Annotated in this window: 13 protein-coding genes; 7 read left to right on the top strand and 6 right to left on the bottom strand. The window is 71.1% G+C overall.

Annotated elements, in window-relative coordinates; genetic code table 11:
- The first annotated feature begins 3 nt into the window (after positions 1-3).
- Positions 4-1,164 carry a sulfotransferase gene (locus tag AB0K34_RS08070; RefSeq protein WP_364546458.1) on the top strand — a complete coding sequence of 387 codons (1,161 nt, stop codon included), beginning with the start codon at positions 4-6 and terminating at the stop codon, positions 1,162-1,164.
- Between the two features lie 61 nt (positions 1,165-1,225).
- On the opposite strand, the gene AB0K34_RS08065 is transcribed toward AB0K34_RS08070, so the two are convergent.
- Positions 1,226-1,423, bottom strand: a complete 198-nt coding sequence (locus tag AB0K34_RS08065; RefSeq protein ID WP_364546455.1) for a hypothetical protein — start codon at positions 1,421-1,423, stop codon at positions 1,226-1,228.
- Positions 1,424-1,572: 149 nt separating this feature from the next.
- Here AB0K34_RS08065 and AB0K34_RS08060 point away from each other — a divergent pair, with 149 nt between their 5' ends.
- Together AB0K34_RS08060 and AB0K34_RS08055 are read left to right on the top strand one after the other, a co-directional pair.
- On the top strand, positions 1,573-3,147 hold the full coding sequence (locus tag AB0K34_RS08060) for a BBE domain-containing protein (RefSeq protein WP_364546452.1): 1,575 nt from the start codon (positions 1,573-1,575) through the stop codon (positions 3,145-3,147).
- Positions 3,144-3,953, top strand: coding sequence for a class I SAM-dependent methyltransferase (locus AB0K34_RS08055; protein WP_364546450.1), 810 nt, complete (start codon positions 3,144-3,146; stop codon positions 3,951-3,953). The genes AB0K34_RS08060 and AB0K34_RS08055 overlap by 4 nt, the downstream gene beginning before the upstream one ends.
- Positions 3,954-3,964: 11 nt before the next feature.
- On the opposite strand, the gene AB0K34_RS08050 is transcribed toward AB0K34_RS08055, so the two are convergent.
- Together AB0K34_RS08050 and AB0K34_RS08045 are read right to left on the bottom strand one after the other, a co-directional pair.
- On the bottom strand, positions 3,965-5,854 hold the full coding sequence (locus AB0K34_RS08050; RefSeq protein ID WP_364546447.1) for an arabinofuranosyltransferase: 1,890 nt from the start codon (positions 5,852-5,854) through the stop codon (positions 3,965-3,967).
- Positions 5,855-5,982: 128 nt separating this feature from the next.
- Complete coding sequence (locus AB0K34_RS08045) at positions 5,983-9,795, bottom strand: CDP-glycerol glycerophosphotransferase family protein (RefSeq protein WP_364546444.1); 3,813 nt, start codon at positions 9,793-9,795, stop codon at positions 5,983-5,985.
- Positions 9,796-10,265: 470 nt separating this feature from the next.
- On the opposite strand from AB0K34_RS08045, the gene AB0K34_RS08040 reads away from it, so the two are divergent.
- The 4 genes from AB0K34_RS08040 to yjfF are packed head-to-tail and all read left to right on the top strand — an operon-like array spanning position 10,266 to position 14,841.
- The gene (locus tag AB0K34_RS08040; protein ID WP_138635648.1) at positions 10,266-11,240 is read left to right on the top strand and encodes an ABC transporter substrate-binding protein; all 975 of its coding nucleotides are present in this window, start codon (positions 10,266-10,268) and stop codon (positions 11,238-11,240) included.
- A 24-nt stretch (positions 11,241-11,264) separates the two neighbouring features.
- A complete protein-coding gene (locus AB0K34_RS08035; protein ID WP_364546441.1) occupies positions 11,265-12,779 on the top strand; it encodes a sugar ABC transporter ATP-binding protein in 1,515 nt (504 codons plus the stop codon).
- Entirely contained in the window at positions 12,776-13,828 is a 1,053-nt protein-coding gene (locus AB0K34_RS08030; protein WP_364546438.1) for an ABC transporter permease, read from the top strand. The genes AB0K34_RS08035 and AB0K34_RS08030 overlap by 4 nt, the downstream gene beginning before the upstream one ends.
- Entirely contained in the window at positions 13,825-14,841 is a 1,017-nt protein-coding gene (gene yjfF / locus AB0K34_RS08025; RefSeq protein WP_364546435.1) for a galactofuranose ABC transporter, permease protein YjfF, read from the top strand. The genes AB0K34_RS08030 and yjfF overlap by 4 nt, the downstream gene beginning before the upstream one ends.
- 24 nt (positions 14,842-14,865) lie before the next feature.
- Here the strand turns inward: yjfF and AB0K34_RS08020 are convergent, their stop codons facing one another.
- From AB0K34_RS08020 to AB0K34_RS08010, 3 genes are all read right to left on the bottom strand, one after another.
- Positions 14,866-16,476 (bottom strand): alkaline phosphatase D family protein, encoded by a 1,611-nt coding sequence (locus AB0K34_RS08020; RefSeq protein ID WP_364546432.1) that lies wholly within the window; start codon positions 16,474-16,476, stop codon positions 14,866-14,868.
- A 200-nt stretch (positions 16,477-16,676) separates the two neighbouring features.
- Entirely contained in the window at positions 16,677-17,588 is a 912-nt protein-coding gene (locus AB0K34_RS08015) for a hypothetical protein (RefSeq protein ID WP_364546430.1), read from the bottom strand.
- A 4-nt stretch (positions 17,589-17,592) separates the two neighbouring features.
- Positions 17,593-17,952, bottom strand: a complete 360-nt coding sequence (locus AB0K34_RS08010; protein WP_138635652.1) for a hypothetical protein — start codon at positions 17,950-17,952, stop codon at positions 17,593-17,595.
- Positions 17,953-18,119 lie beyond the last annotated feature (167 nt).

Below are 18,119 nucleotides of genomic sequence, written 5' to 3'. Positions count from 1 at the left end.
CCGATGAGCGCGGGTCGCGACAGCGTTGGCACGGTCGAGGATCTCCACGCCTCCGCCGGCAAGGTCACCGGCATGGACGACTTCGGTGACGACGACTACCTCGACGGGCTGAAGGTCCTGCTGGAGTCGCTGGCGAAGGAGGCCGGCCTCACTCCGCTCGGGAACAAGGCGCAGCGGGCGATGCTGCGGGGCGCGCTGGCCGCGCGGCAGTTCTCCGAGGCGGCCTGGAAACGGCATCCCGCGCATGCGGAGGTGCCGATCGAGCGCCCGATCTTCGTCACCGGCCTGCCGCGGACGGGGACGACCGCCCTGCACCGGCTGCTCACCGCCGACCCCGCCCATCAGGGGCTCGACCTGTGGCTCGCGGAAGTGCCGCAGCCGCGCCCGCCGCGTGAGACGTGGGCGGACGACCCGGTCTTCCAGGCGATCGACGCCGGATATCGGCGGCACCATGTCGAGAACCCCGAGTTCATGGGCGTCCACTACATCTCGGCCGACTCGGTCGAGGAATGCTGGCAGCTGCTGCGGCAGAGCATGCTGTCGATCTCGTTCGAATCCCTGGCGCACGTGCCGGGCTACTCGTCCTGGCTCGCCGGGCAGGACTGGACGCCCACCTACCGCCGCCATCGGCGCAACCTCCAGCTCATCGGGCTGAACGACGCCGGACGGCGGTGGGTGCTGAAGAACCCGAGCCACCTCTTCGCGCTGGACGCGCTCCTCGACGTCTATCCCGACGCGCTCATCATCCAGACGCACCGGACACCGCGCACCGCGATGGCGTCCATGTGCAGCCTCGCCGCGCACGCGACCGCCGGATGGTCGGAGACGTTCACGGGCGCCACGCTCGGACGCGACCAGCTGGACCTGTGGAGCCGCGGGCTCGACCAGTTCCGCGCCGAGCGGGCACGGCACGATCCCGACCAGTTCGCGGACGTCCACTACGACGACTTCGTCCGTGACCCGATCGGCACCGTGGAGGGCGTCTACGCGCGTTTCGGGCTGCCGTTCACGGACGAGGCCCGGACGGCGATGACGCGGCTGCACGGCGAGAGCTCCAGCGGCGCCGCGAAACCGTCCCACCGGTACTCGCTCGAAGACTTCGGCCTCACCGCGGAAGAGGTCGACGAGCGTTTCGCCGACTACGCCGCCGGCCTCCGCGCCTGACCGCCCCGGCCCGCGCACGGCCGACCGTCATCACCAGGCGCGAGAGGCTTTGAACAAGCGCTCATCGTGCTTGTTCCGGTCTGCAGTCGACGTCGGCGAAATGGCCGATGACATTGCCGCCCGTCCACACGCCGACGATGGTGATCAATAGAGCCTCCGCCGCCGTGGCGTGCTGATGGCAAATTCCGACCAGATTATCGAAGATCCATTTTTGGGCATCCCGCCGCGCCCCGCCCATGGCGGCGGCCCGGCGGGGCATGCCGGCGATCAGTCCGCCGCCACAGACGCCTTACTCCGTGTTTTCGGAGAGTGAGCATCGGGAAGCTGAGAGTAGTCGGACGTGTGCCCGGGGTGACCCGGGCGGCGCGTTCGGCGGACGTTCAAACTCCCCAGAAGGTGGTGGCTTCGATGACCGGCAAGACCCCTCAGCCGTCGATGGTCGTGCAGCCGGGCGACGTGCGGTACCCCTCCCTCAGCCGCGGCTTCAACCAGCGGTGGATCGGCGAGCCCGAGTACGTCGTGGTGGTGCGGTCGTCCACGGAGGCCAAGGAGGCGCTGCAGAAGGCGGTCCGCGAGGAGCCGAAGAACCCCAAGCGCACGCGCATCACGGTCCGCTCCGGCGGGCACTGCTACGAGAACTTCGTCTGCGGCGACGACGTGCGGGTGATCCTCGACGTCTCCCAGATGTGCAAGATCGAGTACGACACGAAAATGGACGCCTATTGCGTGGAGGCCGGTGCCAGCAACTGGCACACCTACAGCCATCTCTTCCCCGTGAGCGGGCGGGCTCTGCCGGGAGGGTCCTGCTATTCCGTGGGCCTGGGCGGGCACATCACGGGCGGCGGGTACGGCCTTCTCTCGCGCCAGTTCGGGCTCACCGTCGACTACCTGTACGCGGTCGAAGTGGCGGTGGTGAAGAGGGACAAGACCGTCGAGCTCGTCGTCGCGCGGCGCGACGACACAGAAAACCCCGATCTGCAGAAACTGTGGTGGGCGCACACCGGTGGCGGCGGCGGGAACTTCGGCCTCATCACCAAGTTCTGGTTCAGGGACCCTCCGAAACCGCCCAGCAAGGTCCGTCTGGCGGGCATCGCCTGGAACTGGAAGGACCTCACCAAGAACGACTTCACCGCGCTGCTCAATTCGTTCGGGAAGTACTTCCACGACAACCAGGACCCGACCCAGGCGAGCGGCAAGCTGTTCGGGATGCTCGCGCTCAACCACCACTGCAACGGCCAGATCGGGCTGACCGCGCAGGTGGACATCGACGACCCGCACGGCATCGCGGCCATGGACGAGTTCATCACGAAGATGAACCGCGGGATGAAGGCCGATCCGACGGAGATGCGCACCTTCATGGGCGAGCGGCCGTCCCTCGGGCATCTGAAGATCCCGCGGGACATGCCCTGGCTGACGGCCACGCAGGTCCTGGACAGCAGCGGCGAGGACCAGTGCGGCAAGTACAAGTCCGCCTACATGCGCAAGCCGTTCAGCACCAAGCAGATCGACGCGATGTGGGCCCATCTCAGCAAGGACGGCCCCTACCGCGACTACAACAACCCGCAGTCCCTCATCCAGATCGACTCCTACGGCGGAGCCATCAACAGACCCCCACGGGACACGGCTGCCCGGCAGCGCGACTCCATCATGAAAATGCAGTACCAGGTCTACTGGACGGCGACCGACCAGCAGGAGCACACCTACCTGGACTGGATCCGCAACACCTACCGGGCGACCTTCGCCGACAGCGGCGGCGTCCCCAAGGTGGGCAGCAAGCAGGACGACCTCGCGACCGACGGCTGCTACATCAACTACCCCGACGTCGACCTGAACGACACGACGACCTGGAACACGTCGGGTCAATCGGCGTCGACCCTCTACTACAAGGACGGCTACACCAGGCTCCAAGAGGTGAAGCGCCGCTGGGACCCCCTTGACATCTTCCACAACAGCCAATCAGTCAAGGAACAGAAGGCCCCATGACGAAATCGCCGCCACGCCGGAAGACGAACCTGAAGCACAACCTGAAGCGGAACCGCGCCAGCCTGGCGTACCGGCTGCGCTATGCGGCCCAGAACCCGGACAAGGTGCGGGCGTACCTGTCGCGGCTGGCGCGGGACGTGAAGCTCCGCGCCGCCAACCGGGGCCACGTCGCCTACTACCGGGCCGTGATGAGGTCGGACGCGGCCCGGAGCCCGGAGGCCGCCGTCGGCAGCCCCACGCGGGAGCGCTGGCTGCAACTCGGCCAGATGCAGTTCGACTACCTGCGCAAGCACGGGCTGAAGCCGGACGACCGGCTCCTGGAGATCGGCTGCGGCAACCTCCGCGCCGGCTGGCGGTTCATCGACTACCTGGACGGCGGCAACTACTACGGCATCGACATCTCACCCGACATCCTGCTCGCGGCGCAGCACACGCTCGTCCAGCAGGAGCTGCAGGACAAGATGCCGCATCTGACCCTCGTCGACGACCTGAAGCTGCGCTTCCTGCCGGACGCGCACTTCACGGTCGTCCACGCGCACAGCGTGTTCAGCCACTCGCCGATCGAGGTGATCGACGAGTGCCTGGCCCACGTCGGCCGCGTCCTCGCGCCCGGCGGCTTCTTCGACTTCACCTTCGACCGGACGGAGGGGACCGAGCACCACGTCCTCCGCGAGGACTTCTACTACCGCACCGAGACGCTGACGGCGCTCGCCGAACGCCACGGCTTCGCCGCCCGCTTCATGGACGACTGGGAGGAGCTCCCGCACGGCCAGTCCAAGCTGCGCGTCACCCGTCCCCAGTCCTGACCCCTGAACCGTCACCGTCGATTGCGTATGGCGACCACCGTGTTCTTGGGCAGTGAGCGCACCGTGAAGTGGCTCGGGCTGAACTGGGACGGGCTGAAGCGCAGATCGCCCCACGTCCACGCCTGCGGATTGGTGTGCAGCACGAACACCTCGATGCCGCCGAAGCGCGTGTTGGCGGACGCCTTGGCGAACGCGGCCGGGTCCTGGACCTTGGCCAGTGCCGCCAAGGCGTCGTGCCGGTCGTCCCAATGGCTCGTGCTGGCCGCCGCAGTGCGGTCAACGGCGATGTAACCGGGCCACGGCAGGTAGGCGAACAGGCGCTCGTCGTAGGAGAGGGTGCGCGGCGCGGCGTCGCGGCCGAGGACCTCCGTCACCGCATTATTGATCTGCTGCACCGGGAACCACCGGATCCTGGGCTCGGCGGGCGCGAACCGTGTGCGCTTCCCGTTGGGACGCGGCTCGGCATGCGCCAGCACGGCGTAGCGGTGGGTGTCGGTGACCTCCGCTATGTCGGTACCGGGCGGCGGCGGCGTCCACTCGCGCCAGTAGCTGAACGCCGACCAGCCCACCAGCGCGGCCAGGGCGGCGGCGGTGATGCCGTGCGGGACGGTGTCCCGGGTGGCGAACCGCCGGACCAGGCCGGGCCCCGCGTGCACGATCGTGAGCACCCCGGCGATGGCGAGCAGCACCGTGATCATCCGCGCGGTGTGGTAGAAGAGCCCGGTGTGGTCGGTGAAGACGTAGCGGGCGGCGGCGACCGCCCGGTACAGGTAGGCGCCGCCGATCAGGCACAGCAGCGGAGTGGCCCACCAGGTCGTGCGGCGGTACCAGATGGCGCCGGCAAGGCCGGTCAGCTGCAGGAGCCCCAGCGGCGTGGCGGCCAGGAATGGGAACGGGTTGCTCGTGATGGCGGGCGCGGGGAACTGGTCGGAGACCATCTGCCCGCCCTCGCTCAGCAGCGTCCAGCCGTAGGGCACCAGGTACCAGCTCGCCGTCACGGCGGCCACCACGACCACCTTCGCCAGGTACGCCAGGTACCGGCGGCGGTCGTCGGCCGCCCGCCAGGCCAGCCACGCCAGGACGAGGATGCCCGCCGCGCCCCACAGCATGAACCCCAGGTAGGTGGCCACGACCAGGCCGCCGAGGACCCCGGCGGGCAGCCAGTGCAGCCGGCCGCGCGGCGGGCGGCCGAACGTCGCCGGCACCCACGGGATGAACACGGCCAGCGCGACGACCTCGTGCGCCTTGCGCGGATCGCCGAACGCGACCAGCGAGGCGGCGGCGATGGCGAGCGCGGCGGGCGCGGGCACCAGCCGCGTCCACAGCAGGAACGCCAGCAGCACCGCGCCGGAGATCGTGAGGGTCTGCGCGTCGCCGAGCACCTGCCAGGCGTGCAGGTCCAGCAGCGCGGACGCCCTGCCGACCACCCACGGGAACAGCGGCGGGTACTCGGACGGCACCCCGGCGACGATGCCGTCCGTGGGGACGGCGGTGGCGCTGTAGCGGGTGACCATCGCGCTCATCCGGCCCTCGTCCCCGAGGAGCCCGGCGAACCCGAACGGGGTGCCGTGCAGCGTGCTGCGCAGCGCGAGCACCACCCACGCGGCCAGCAGCCCCGCCGCCACCCCGGTCAGCGGTTCGGTGCGGAGCGGCACGCGCCACCGGCGGGGCCGCGCCGCCGCGACCGCCAGCGCGGCGGCCAGCAGCACGCCGCCGGCGGCGACGGGCAGCACCGCGCCGCGCGGGGTGAAGGGGTCCTGGTCGGCGAGGCTCGGCAGCAGCATCGCCACCGGCGTCATCACCAGCCAGGTCAGCAGCGCCGGGACGGTGGCCCGCCGCATCGCCGCCGCCCCGGCGGCCCGCAGCCGCGCCGCCGGGGCGCCGGCGGCGGGCGCGCGCACGGGGCGCGCGCTCGCCGGTCGCCTGCTCGCCGCTCGGCTGTTCGCCGGTCGGCTGTTCGCCGGTCGGCTCGTCCGGTTTCTGCTGGTCGGTCACTCGTGCGTCGGATCCTGTCATTCGGGACCGCTCGTCAACCGGTCTCGAGGATGCGGTCGGCGACGCGGCTGGCGGCCTTGCCGTCGTCCAGCTCGCAGAAGCGCCGGACGAACCGGTCGTAGGGTTCGGCGTAGTCGCGTTCGACCTGGTCGAGCGAGCGCAGCGCCTCGATCACCTCGTCGGACGAGCCGAGCAGCGGGCCGGGCGCCTCCTCCTCGAAGTCGAAGTAGAAGCCGCGCAGCTCGTCCCGGTAGTGCTCCAGGTCGTAGGTGAAGAACAGGATGGGCCTGCCCGTGTTCGCGTAGTCGAACATCAGCGACGAGTAGTCGGTCATGAGGACGTCCGCGGCCAGGAACAGCTCCGCGATGTCGGGGTAGGCGGACACGTCGCGGACGAAGCCGTCCCCCACCTCCGGGACGGTGTCGACCACGTTCGGGTGCCGCCGGACCAGCAGCACGTGGTCGTCGCCGAGTTCGGCCGCCGCGCGCTCCAGGTCGAGCCGCATGTCGAGCCGGTACTTGCCGGGGCCATAGTAGCTGTCGTCCCGCCAGGTCGGCGCGTACAGGACGGCGCGCTTGTCCGCGGGCAGGCCGAGCCGCTCGCGCACCCGCTCCGCGAGGAGGCTGCGGTCGGGCGAGGCGAGGATGTCGTTGCGCGGGTACCCGGTCTCGATGAGCTCGCCCTCGTAACGGAACGCGCGGCGCAGGATCGGGGTGCTGAACGCGTTGGGGGAGACGAGGTAGCTCCAGTTCGGCGCCTCCTTGGCCACCTTCTCCAGGTAGCGGGCGTTGGCGAAGTGGACGTCCTCGATGTCGAACCCGATGCGCTTCAGCGGCGTGCCGTGCCAGGTCTGGACGACGACCTGGCCGGGCCGGCGGACGAACCACTCGGGCAGGTGCGCGTTGGAGATGACGTAGCGGCTCCGGGCCATGGCCTCGTACCACTCCGCGCCCCACAGCCGCACGGGCCGCGCCGTCTCGGGCAGCTCCACCTGCGCGTCGCGCACCACCCACAGGTGCTCGACGTCGGCGCCGCGCCGCACCAGCTCCTCGTGGATCGCGCGGGGGCTGTCGGAGTACTGCTTGCCGGAGTAGCTGTCGTACAGCACCGCCGGGCGCAGCGACCGCAGGCGGCGCGGCGCGCGGTAGTGCCGGGCGCGGGTGCGCGCCTGCCGGTACGCGCCGCGCTCGCCGGGCCGCAGGTCGGAGTGGACCTCCAGGACGGGCACGTCGTAGCCCTGCTCCCGCAGGACGTAGCGGCGGCCGTCGATCGTCCTCTCGACCGGCATCCGGTCCAGCGCCGCGTGGTCCAGCGGCACGGCGAGGTTCCGCCCGGCCGGGGACGACGCGGTCGCCGGGCGGCGGACGCGCAGGTCCCACCGGCCCGACGCGAGCGGCAGGACGCCGCCGAGCGAGACGAGCCGGCTCACCGGAAGTTCGGCGCGGAACCGGCCGTCCGTCCGGGTCAGCGGGAACGCGCGCTCCTCGTTGCGGTCGCGGCTGCGCAGCACCAGCTCCGCCGGGTCGGGGGTGGCGGGCGGGCAGTCGCCGGTGAGGACCAGCGTCCCGTCCTGCTCCCAGGCCGCGCCGGTGAGGACCGGGCGGGGGATGCGGGCCTCCAGCCCGGCGTAGCCGTGCCGGGAGCGCAGGACCGCGAACTCCGTGTCGGCGTAGGTGTAGAGGCCCTCGTCGATGTCGGTGTCGAGGACGATCCGGATCATCTCGTCCGGCGCCGCGGAGGCGTCGTCCGAGGCGGACGCGGGGACGTCCCCAGAGGCGGCGTCGTCGTCCGCCGCGTCGTCGTCGGAGGCGAAGTCGTCCGGCGCGCCGGGGGTGTCGGACGTCTCGGGGGCGCCCGCCGCCGGGCGGTCGGCCGGCAGCGCGGGGTCGCTGGCCACGGTGGCGGCTCCGGCCGCCGTCTCGTCCTCGGGGGTCGGCGCGGCGGCGTCCGCGCCGTCTGAGGGCTGGGCCGCGCTGTCGTTCGGCAGGCTCAGTTCGAGCCGCCACTGAACCCCGGTGTCGGCCGCGGTGCCCGGCGGGGTGCCCGGAACGTCCGGCCCCTCGTCCTGGGCGGGCATGTCGTCGATGAGTGCGCTGAGCGGGATCCGTGCCCGGAAGCCGCCGGTGCCGTCGGCGTCCGGTTCCACCGGGTAGCGGTCCAGCAGCGTCCCGGCGTTGCGCTGCACGGCGAGCGCGGCGCCGTCGGGCACGCCGCCGAGGACCGTTCCCGTGACCTCCAGGGCGTCGCCGCTCACCCGGTGGCCGGTGAGGCGCGCCCGTACGGTCTCCACCCGGAGCCGCAGCGTGCCGCCGCGCGTGAACACGGGGACGACGCGCACGTCAGGCGCGACGTAGTGCCAGCCAGGGTGCGCGGCGCTGCCCGAGGACGCCGCCGCCAGCGCCCCGCGCCGCAGCACCCCGCGGTCGTACACGCCGGCCGCGATCAGCCAGGTCCCGTCGATGTACCGGCCGTCCCGGCGCAGCCGCTTCGGGTCGATGGTGGCGGAGAACCCGGACCAGGCGTGGCTGCGCTCCGGATCGCGCGCGCTCTCGTCGGCGTCGCGGCAGCGCCGCGTCCACGCCGGGACCACCCGGGTGGTGCCGCTCTCCGGCTCCCGGAGACCGATGACCTTGAGGGACGACCAGGGGAAACGCGTCCCGACATTGGCGATGAAAGCGTGCCCGGTGATGTGCAGCTTTCCGTCCCGCCAGGTCACTTCGTGCAATCGCGTGCGGGCGGCGAGTTCCTCGCCGAGCCGGAACACCCGGCGCGGGATTTTCAGCCGCCGGTCGCCCCAGTACGGGTACCGCGCGTAATGGCGCCACAACCTCCGCGTCACCGGAATCCGCAGTTTCCGGCGCTCGTACTCCAGCACCTGGAGCAGCTCCGGCACTAATCCGCGGCCGACGAGATGCCACTTCAACCGCATCATCGCGGGGAGGTCGTTCAGCGCGGTGCGGTCGGCCTGTTCGAGGAAACCGTGGGCCAGTTCCACGAACCGGGCGCGGAACTCCTCGTCCGCCTCGGCCAGCACGTTCAGGAAGATGCGCAGGTCGCTGCGCAGCGCCACCTCGTCGTACTCGCGCTTGCAGGCGCGCACCTCCGGCTCCGTCCGGGCGCCGAGGAACCGGCTGACGGTCTCCACCGCCGCGAACCGGTCGGTGACCGCGCCGATCTCCGTGCGCCGCTGGGTGATCGACAGGTCGCCGCCCGCGCGCTGCCGCCAGTAGTAGACGGGCTCGCTGAGCACGTCCACTGACGTGGCGAGGAAGTGCGCCGGCAGCGTCACCGGGATGTCCTCGTACAGGACGCCCTCGGGAAAGCGCAGGTCGTGCTCGTCCCAGAACGCGCGGCGGAAGACCTTGTTGGGCACCAGCCGGTCGTACATCAGCAGGTGGTCGCGGGTGACGTGGATGCGCAGCCGCGTCGACGCCATCGGGCGGCGGTGCATCGGCGACTGCCGCAGGCCCTCCTCGGTGAGCAGCTGGACGTTGCCCGAGGCGATGTCCGACCCGGTCCGCTCCAGGGTGCTCACCAGCAGTTCGAGCGCGTAGCCGGGCAGGACGTCGTCGCTGTCGACGAACGCCAGGAAACGGCCGCGCACGCCGGCCGCCCCCACATTGCGCGCATTGCCGAGCCCGCCGTTCGCCTGCCGGATCAGCCGGAACCGGGGGTCCTCGTTCACGAAGTTCTGCGCGATCTTCGCGCTGGTGTCGGTCGATCCGTCATCGACCAGTACGACGTCCAATTCGCGGAGCGACTGCCGCGCGATGGAGGTCAGGCATTCCTCCAGATACGGCTCCACGTTGTATATGGGCACTACCACGCCGACTCGCGGCTCAGTCATGGATTTCACCAACTCGTCTCCCGTTCCCCCCGACCATTTCCCCTCCCCGTTCTGGAGACGCTTATGCGGGCCGAAACGATCACACGCGATCGAGATTGATTTTTTCGGCCGGTGCCGGACCGGGGCCGCCGCCCGTGCGCGGGCGGCGCCGCGGGCCGCTGCCGCGGCGGGCGATTCGTCCCGTCACATCCCTTCACGGTAACTCCGCGGGCGGCCGGGCGGGCGGCGCTCGGAGGCGGACTGTTAGCGGTACCAGCGCCCGGCGTCAAGGGCCGCGATCGGGTCCCGAAAGACCCCTGGGGGATTGACATGGTGGAGAGTTAGCGCAAACATTCGTGACACGCGCCACACTGAGCCCCGCCTCGGCGGGGTCCCGTCCTCGGCTCCGAATGTTACCGCTAACATTCGCGGGCCCGCGGACGCCGCCCCAGACGCCCTTCGCCGACCCCCCGAGGAAGAAGGAAGATCCCATGCTCAAGCGGCTCATCGTCGCCGTCGCGGGCGCCTCGCTCGCGCTGACGGCCCTCAGCGCCTGCGGCTCCGGCGACGACGGCTCCGGTTCCGGCTCCGGCAAGCTCGTCCTCGGCTTCTCCCAGGTCGGCGCGGAGTCCGGCTGGCGGACGGCCAACACCAAGTCGATCCAGGAGGCCGCGAAGGCCGCGGGCGTCGACCTGAAGTTCTCCGACGCCCAGCAGAAGCAGGAGAACCAGATCGCCGCGATCCGGTCCTTCATCAAGCAGAAGGTCGACGTCATCGCCTTCTCCCCGGTGGTCGTCACCGGCTGGGACGCCGTCCTCAAGGAGGCCAAGGCGGCGGACATCCCGGTCGTCCTCACCGACCGGGCCGTCGACTCCGACGCGTCCCTCTACGTCACCTTCCTCGGCTCCGACTTCGTCGCGGAGGGCAAGAAGGCCGGCGACTGGCTGGTGTCGGAGTACAAGGACGCCAAGGAGCCGGTCAACATCGTCCAGCTGGAGGGCACCGTCGGCGCCGCGCCCGCGATCGACCGCAAGAAGGGCTTCGAGCAGGCCATCGCGGCCGCCCCGAACCTCAAGGTGATCGCCTCGCAATCCGGCGACTTCACCCGCGCCAAGGGCAAGGAGGTCATGCAGGCCCTGCTCAAGGCGCACAAGGACATCGACGTGCTGTTCGCCCACAACGACGACATGGGCCTCGGCGCGATGCAGGCGATCCAGGAGGCCGGCCTCACCCCCGGCAAGGACATCAAGATCGTCACGGTCGACGCGGTCAAGGACGGGATGCAGGCCCTCGCCGACGGCAAGTTCAACTTCATCGTCGAGTGCAACCCGCTGCTCGGCGGCCAGCTGATGGACACGGCGAAGAAGGTCAAGGCCGGCGAGAAGGTCGAGAAGCGCATCGTCACCGTCGAGACGGTCTTCGACCAGGCCAAGGCCAAGGAGGCGCTGCCCACCCGCAAGTACTGACCCCCAGGCTAGGAGGAGGCGGCCATGACCGTGCCCGTCCTGGAGATGGACGGCATCTCCAAGGGGTTCCCCGGCGTCCAGGCCCTCGACGACGTGGCGTTCCGGCTGTTCCCCGGCGAGGTGCACGCGCTGATGGGGGAGAACGGCGCCGGCAAGTCCACCCTCATCAAGGTGCTGACCGGCGTCTACGGGGCCGATGCCGGGACCGTCGCGATCGACGGGCGCGGCACCCTCGTCCAGGGGCCGCTGCACGCCCAGCGGCTCGGCATCAGCACCGTCTACCAGGAGGTCAACCTCTGCCCGAACCTGTCGGTCGCCGAGAACGTCTTCATCGGCCGCCAGCCGCGCCGCCGGTCCGGCCGCATCGACTGGGCGGCGATCAACCGCCGTGCCGCCGAGCTGCTGGCCCGGCTCGACCTCGACCTGGACGTCACCGCGCAGCTCGGGTCGTACTCGCTCGCGGTGCAGCAGCTCGTCGCGATCGTCCGGGCGGTGGACCTCCAGGCGAAGGTGCTGGTCCTGGACGAGCCGACGTCCAGCCTCGACCGCGGTGAGGTCCGCCGGCTGTTCGACGTCATGCGCCGGCTCAAGGACGACGGCGTCGCGATCCTGTTCGTCTCCCACTTCCTGGAGCAGATCTACGAGGTCTGCGACCGGGTGACGGTGCTGCGCAACGGCCGCCTCGTCGGCGAGTACCCGATCGGCGAGCTGAGCCGGTTCGAGCTGGTCGCGAAGATGACCGGGCAGGAGCTCGCGTCGCTGGAGGAACTCGACGAGACCTCCCTCGACGCCCCCGAGGGGGAGCGGCTGCTCGCACTCGAAGGCGTCGGCCGGACCGGCGCGATCGCCCCCGCCGACCTCGACCTGCGCGCGGGCGAGGTCGTCGGGTTCGCGGGCCTGCTCGGCTCCGGCCGCTCCGAGCTCGCCCGGCTGATCTTCGGCGCGGACCACGCCGACAGCGGCCGGATCCGGACGGCCGACGGCCCCGTCTCGATCCGCACGCCGCGCGCCGCGATCGACCGGGGCGTCGCGTACTGCCCCGAGGACCGCAAGGGCGACGGCCTGGTCATGGACCTGAGCGTCGCGGAGAACATCGTCCTCGCGCTGCAGGCCGCGCGCGGCTGGCTCCGCCCGCTGAGCCGGCGCCGCCGCGACGAGCTGGTGGACGAGTACGTCAAGGCGCTGCGCATCCACCCGCCCGACCCGGACACCCCGGTGAAGAACCTGTCCGGCGGCAACCAGCAGAAGGTGCTGCTCGCGCGCTGGCTCATCACCCGGCCGAAACTGCTCATCCTGGACGAGCCGACGCGCGGCATCGACATCGGCGCCAAGATCGAGATCCAGCGCCTCGTGGTGTCGCTCGCCCGCGACGGCATGGGCGTCGTGTTCATCTCCGCCGAGCTGGAGGAGGTGCTGCGCATCTCGCACAAGGTCGAGGTGCTGCGCGACCGCAGGCTCGTCGCCGAACTCCGCAACGACGGGTCGCTGACCCCCGAACGCATCCTGCAGACCATCGCGAACGGAGACGCGGAGGTATGAAGCCGGCGCACTCCCTCTCCCGACTCGCCGCCCTCACCCGGAGCACGCTGTTCTGGCCGGTGACCGTGCTGGTCGTCCTGCTGCTCGGGAACGTCGTCTTCACGCACGGCTTCCTGGCGATCCATGTGCGGCAGGGCCACCTGTACGGGAGCCTCATCGACATCCTGCTGTTCGGCGCGCCGCTGATCCTCGTCTCGCTCGGTATGACGGTCGTGATCGCGACGGGCGGCGTCGACCTGTCCGTCGGGGCGACCGTCGCCATCTCCGGCGCGCTGGCCTGCTACCTGATCAGCGAGGGCCACGGCCTCGCCGTCTCGATCGGCGCCGCCGTCATCGTGTCGCTGCTGCTGGGGATGTGGAACGGGCTGCTGGTCACCCGCCTCGGCATCCAGCCGATCATCGCGACGCTGATCCTCATGGTGGCGGGACGCGGTGTCGCCCAGCTCATCACCGGCGGCCAGATCATCACGATCAACGACCAGGACTACAAGATGATCGGCGGCGGCTACTGGCTCGGCCTGCCGTTCGCGATCATCCTGGTGGCGTTCGCGCTCGCGGCGACCGTCCTGCTGACCCGGCGCACCGCGCTCGGCATGCTGCTGGAATCGGTCGGCGGCAACGCCGAGGCGTCCCGGCTGGTCGGCATCCGCGCCGCCGGGCTGATCGTCCTGGCGTACGCGTTCTGCGGGCTGTGCGCCGGGATCGCCGGGCTGATGATCAGCTCCAACACGCTGTCGGCGGACGGCAACCACGCCGGGCTGTGGATCGAGCTGGACGCGATCCTCGCCGTCGTCCTCGGCGGCACCGCCCTCACCGGCGGCCGGTTCTCGCTCGCCGGGACGGTCGTGGGCGCCCTCATCATCCAGACCCTCGACACCACGATCTACACCGCGGGCATCCCGCCGCGCACCACGCTGGTCTTCGAGGCGGTCGTCGTCACGATCGTGTGCCTCCTCCAGTCGCCCGCCTTCCGCGCCAAGTTCGCCCGCCGCCGAAGGCCCGCGCGCCCGGAGCCGGCCAAGCCCAACAAGCAGGAGGTCACGGCATGAGCGCCGTCCCATCTGGTGCGGCCGTTCGTGGGCGGGCCCTCGTGCCGCGCCGCAGGCATGTCCCCGTCCTGGTGACGCTCGGGCTGTTCGTGGCCGCGTTCGCGGCGGGGGCGATCCGCTACCCGAACTTCGGCACCACCCAGGTCTTCCTCGACCTCTTCATCGACAACGGGTTCCTCATCGTCGTCGCCGTCGGCATGACGTTCGTGATCCTCACCGGCGGCATCGACCTGTCGGTGGGCTCCGTGGTGGCGCTGTCGGGGATGCTGTGCGCGATCGGCACGATGAAGCTGCACCTGCCCGCGCCGGCCGTCATCCCGCTGGTGCTCGCCTTCGGGACGCTGTTCGGCGCGGCCATGGGCTACATGATCCACGTGTTCCAGGTGCAGCCGTTCATCGCGACGCTCGCCGGGATGTTCCTGGCGCGCGGCCTATGCCTGACGCTGAGCGAGAACCAGATCTCCATCGACGACTCGTTCTTCGACGCCCTCGCCCTCAACTCCCTGCACCTGCCGGGCGGCGACCACATCTCCTACGGCGCGGTCACCGCCCTGCTCGTGGCCGCCGTCGGCGCCGTCGTCCTGCAGTGGACGCGCACCGGCCGCAACGTCTACGCCGTCGGCGGCAACGAGCAGTCGGCGATGCTGATGGGCCTGCCCGTCGGCCGCACGAAGATCCAGGTGTACGCGATCAGCGGCTTCTGCTCCGCGCTCGGCGGCGTGCTGTTCGCGCTCTACACCCTGTCCGGCGACCCGACCCACGCGATCGGCATGGAGCTGGACGCGATCGCCGCCGTCGTCATCGGCGGGACGGTCCTCACCGGCGGCTCCGGCTACCTCGTGGGCAGCGTGCTCGGCGTCCTCGTCCTCGGCGTCATCAAGACCATCCTCAGCTTCGAGGGCACGCTCAGCTCCTGGTGGACGCGCATCGCCATCGGCGTCCTGCTGTTCGGCTTCATCGCCCTCCAACGCCTCATCGGAGCCCGCCGCCGCACCCGCCCCGCCGTCCCCTGACCCGGGTCCGGCGGCTGGATGTGGTCAGGCCGGCTGGACTCCGGGCTTGCGGTCTTCGATGACGAAGGACGCCCGGGTGGAGACGGGGGCGCCCGGCCTGGTGACGTAGGGCAGGACGCGGAAGTCGCTGCGCCAGGCGTCGCGGTCGACGTTCACCCTGATGTAGCCGCGCTGGGCGTTGAAGAAGCGCATGTGCGGGTTCGCGGCGAGGAACCTGCGGCCGAGGTCGTCCATGTCGGCGCCGTCGCCGCCGGAGGTGACGGACGTCGTGACGAACTCGGTCGCGACGGTCGGCGAACCGGGCTCGTCGAAGTCGCGCTTGAGGTCGACGGCGTAGTTCTGGTGCCGGTCGCCGCTGAGCACGACCAGGTTCCGGACGCCGTGCTCGTGCGCGGCGGCGAGCACCTTGTCGCGGTCGGCGACGTAGCCGTCCCACGGGTCGACCCAGACGTCCTTGCCGGGGCCCGCGTCCCAGTCGGTCTCCCCCATCGGGACCTGGTTGCCGAGGATCTGCCAGCGGGCCCGCGACCGGGCGAAGCCGTCCAGCAGCCAGCGGCGCTGCTCGTCGCCGAGGATGGTGCGGGCGGCGTCGAAGCGCTCGTCGCAGGACGAGGTGCGGCCCGTCCCGTTGCCGTAGGAGCAGGCCTGGATGTCGCGGTGGCCGCGCGTGTCGATCATCGTGAAGTCGGCGAGCCGGCCGTAGGAGACGCGGCGGTGCAGCCTGATGTCCGGGCCCGCCGGCATCTGGGCGCGGCGCAGCGGCAGGTTCTCGTAGAACGCCTGGAAGGCGGCGGCCTTGCGGGCGGCGAACTCGGCCGGGTCCGGGTTGGGGTCGCGGCCCATGAGGACGGTGTCGTCGGCCCAGTCGTTCACCACTTCGTGGTCGTCGAGGGTGTGGATCCAGGGGCATTGCGCGTGCGCGCGTTGCAGCGGCTGCTCGGCCTTGTAGAGCGAGTACTGGAGGCGGTACCGGGCGAGGTCGAAGGTCTCCGTGCCGAACTGGGGCGGGACGGTCACCCCGCGCCGGTTGTTGTTCGTGAGCTCGTACTCGTAGATGTAGTCGCCGAGGTGGACGATCAGGTCGAAGTCCTCGTCGGCCATGTGGTCGAAGGCCGTGAAGTAGCCGTCCTGCCACGCCTGGCAGGACGCGACGCCGAACGAGAGCTCGCGCGGGAGCGACCTGGCGGCGGGCATGGTCCGGGTGCGGCCGACCGGTGAGATCTCCCCGGCGGCGCGGAAGCGGTAGAAGTACTCGCGGCCGGGGGCGAGCCCGGAGATCTCCGGGTGCACCGAGTGGCCGAGTTCGGGCGTCGCCACGGCCTCGCCGCGCCGGACGATCCGGCGGAACCCCTCGTCGTGCGCCACCTCGTACTCGACCTTGATGCGGCGGTCGGGCATCCCGGCCCTGCCGTCGGCGGCGAAGGGGTCGGGCGCCAGCCGGGTCCAGAGCACGAAGCCGTCCGGGGACGGGTCGCCCGATGCGATGCCGAGTGTGAAGAGACCAGATTTACGCAACGTGTAGGCGTGTGCGGCGGACGCGCCGAGCGCGCCGGTGCCGAGCAGGACGGTGGCCGCGCCGGCCCCGCTCCAGCCGAGGAACTTGCGCCGTGAGAACGGGTTGACGTGCGGAGACATGGGGACCTCCTGTGCTCGGGGGCAGAGCGAGGCGGCCCTCCGCCGCGGCGGCGGACGGGCGGTGCCGGCTGACCGACGTTGATCATAGGTCGGCACCGTGGAAAATATAACGTCTTGTTTTGCGAACATCGCAGTGATAGACGTGATGAACGTGCGAACAGATCAGCTGTTATCGCACCCGTCGTCCTCGGCTCGGCGGGTCAGCGTCCCTTGCGGGTCTGGCGGGTGATGGCCCGGCCCTCGTCCTGCGAGAGGGGGCCCGTGGTCTCGAGCGGCGAAGTCCCGAGGGACGTGGCGAGGGTGCGTCCGTGCAGGTCGACCGCGGCTTCGGTGAGGTCGGTGAGTTCGGCCAGCGCGGAGCGGGCGCGCGTCCACCCGGTGAGGGCGACGGCGAGCGCGACGACCGCGGCCGGCCACCACCACACGGTCAGCACCGCGTACGGGATCGCCCAGGCGAACGTGACGACGGTCGCGGCGAACTGGCCGTGCGCGGCGGAGATGTCGGCGCGGACCGGGTCGGGCAGGACGAGCCACAGCCGCGGCCAGGCGAACGCCAGATCGAGGGAGTAGCGGTTCAGCGCGACCTGCTCGACGGCGGCGACCCGGTCGCCCATCCAAGTGGGACGTGCGGGAGGGGCGAGGGCGATCCGGTTGGCGCGGTCGGCGGCGGCGTCGATGGCGGCCTGCTGCGCCGGTGTCCGCTCGGCGGCGGGGTGCGCGCGCTGCAGGGCGTGGCGCGTTTCGACGTGCGCGTTCCAGCGGTCGGACCGTGCTCTGGTGAGCCGGTCGCGGAGCCCGTGCAGGCCGCGCGGCCACTGGCCGAGCCACAGCCCGCGGACGGGCGCGGTGAGCGCCTGGACGACGAGGCCGATCCCGCACGCGGCCAGCAGCAGCCAGACGGCCGTGAGGATCTGCGCCGAGACGGTGAGCTTGCCCTGCTCCGTCCCGAGGGCGGTGACCTGGGCGCGGAGCATGGTCAGGTCGAGGGCGTGCGCCCAGCCGAGCCGGGACCCGGCCCAGGTGACCCCGACGAACAGCAGTCCGGGCACGGCGAGCAGCCCCACCCAGCGTTCGGCGAGCTTCTTGGCCAGTTCGGTGAAGAAGGCGTTCACGTCGTCACCGCGGGGCCATCGGGAGACCGGTGACGCGGCAGCGCGGGAACGGCCCGGCGGGCACCCCGTCGGCGATCCGGTCGCAGGCCCCGTCGGGGCAGCCGAAGGTCTCCTCGTCGGCACGGCCGGGCCCGGCGCCGGGGAGGCCGGCGGCGGGCCCGCGCCCCGGGCCGCCCGGGTCCCCGCCGACGAGTTCGGCGAGCAGCGCCCGGACGGGGCGGCGGGCGCGGGCAGCGGCCTCGACGCGGGACAGCAGCAGCCGCTCGGGCCCGTCCGCGCACTGCTCCCGCAGCGCCGGGAGGTCGTCGCAGAGCGCGCCGAGCGCCCGCCGTTCGGCGGATTCGTCGTTGTTCCGTTGTTCCACGGGCGAGAACGCTATCCGCGCCGGGTCGGCCGGTGGCCGTTTCCCGGCATCTTCCCGGCATCGCGTACAAGGGAGGTGCCCGTGGTTAGGATCGCCGCGTGCCCGGCGCCAGGTTCTGGAACTTCGCATTGGACGATGGTCATTCCCCGGTGATGCAGTGGGTTCTG

The organism is Actinomadura sp. NPDC049382, assembly GCF_040677125.1.
Lineage (GTDB): Bacteria > Actinomycetota > Actinomycetes > Streptosporangiales > Streptosporangiaceae > Spirillospora > Spirillospora geliboluensis.
Note: the sequence above shows the minus strand (reverse complement) of the source record. Positions and strands in the feature narration are given on the sequence as shown.

Bases quoted from the DNA above. Each gene is read 5' to 3' on its own strand.
- AB0K34_RS08030 (WP_364546438.1), top strand. From the start codon at position 12,776: ATGAAGCCGGCGCACTCCCTCTCCCGACTCGCCGCCCTCACCCGGAGC.
- AB0K34_RS08045 (WP_364546444.1), bottom strand. From the start codon at position 9,795: ATGACTGAGCCGCGAGTCGGCGTGGTAGTGCCCATATACAACGTGGAG.
- AB0K34_RS08040 (WP_138635648.1), top strand. From the start codon at position 10,266: ATGCTCAAGCGGCTCATCGTCGCCGTCGCGGGCGCCTCGCTCGCGCTG.
- AB0K34_RS08055 (WP_364546450.1), top strand. From the start codon at position 3,144: ATGACGAAATCGCCGCCACGCCGGAAGACGAACCTGAAGCACAACCTG.
- AB0K34_RS08070 (WP_364546458.1), top strand. From the start codon at position 4: ATGAGCGCGGGTCGCGACAGCGTTGGCACGGTCGAGGATCTCCACGCC.
- AB0K34_RS08060 (WP_364546452.1), top strand. From the start codon at position 1,573: ATGACCGGCAAGACCCCTCAGCCGTCGATGGTCGTGCAGCCGGGCGAC.
- AB0K34_RS08065 (WP_364546455.1), bottom strand. From the start codon at position 1,423: ATGCCCCGCCGGGCCGCCGCCATGGGCGGGGCGCGGCGGGATGCCCAA.
- AB0K34_RS08020 (WP_364546432.1), bottom strand. From the start codon at position 16,476: ATGTCTCCGCACGTCAACCCGTTCTCACGGCGCAAGTTCCTCGGCTGG.
- yjfF (WP_364546435.1), top strand. From the start codon at position 13,825: ATGAGCGCCGTCCCATCTGGTGCGGCCGTTCGTGGGCGGGCCCTCGTG.
- AB0K34_RS08035 (WP_364546441.1), top strand. From the start codon at position 11,265: ATGACCGTGCCCGTCCTGGAGATGGACGGCATCTCCAAGGGGTTCCCC.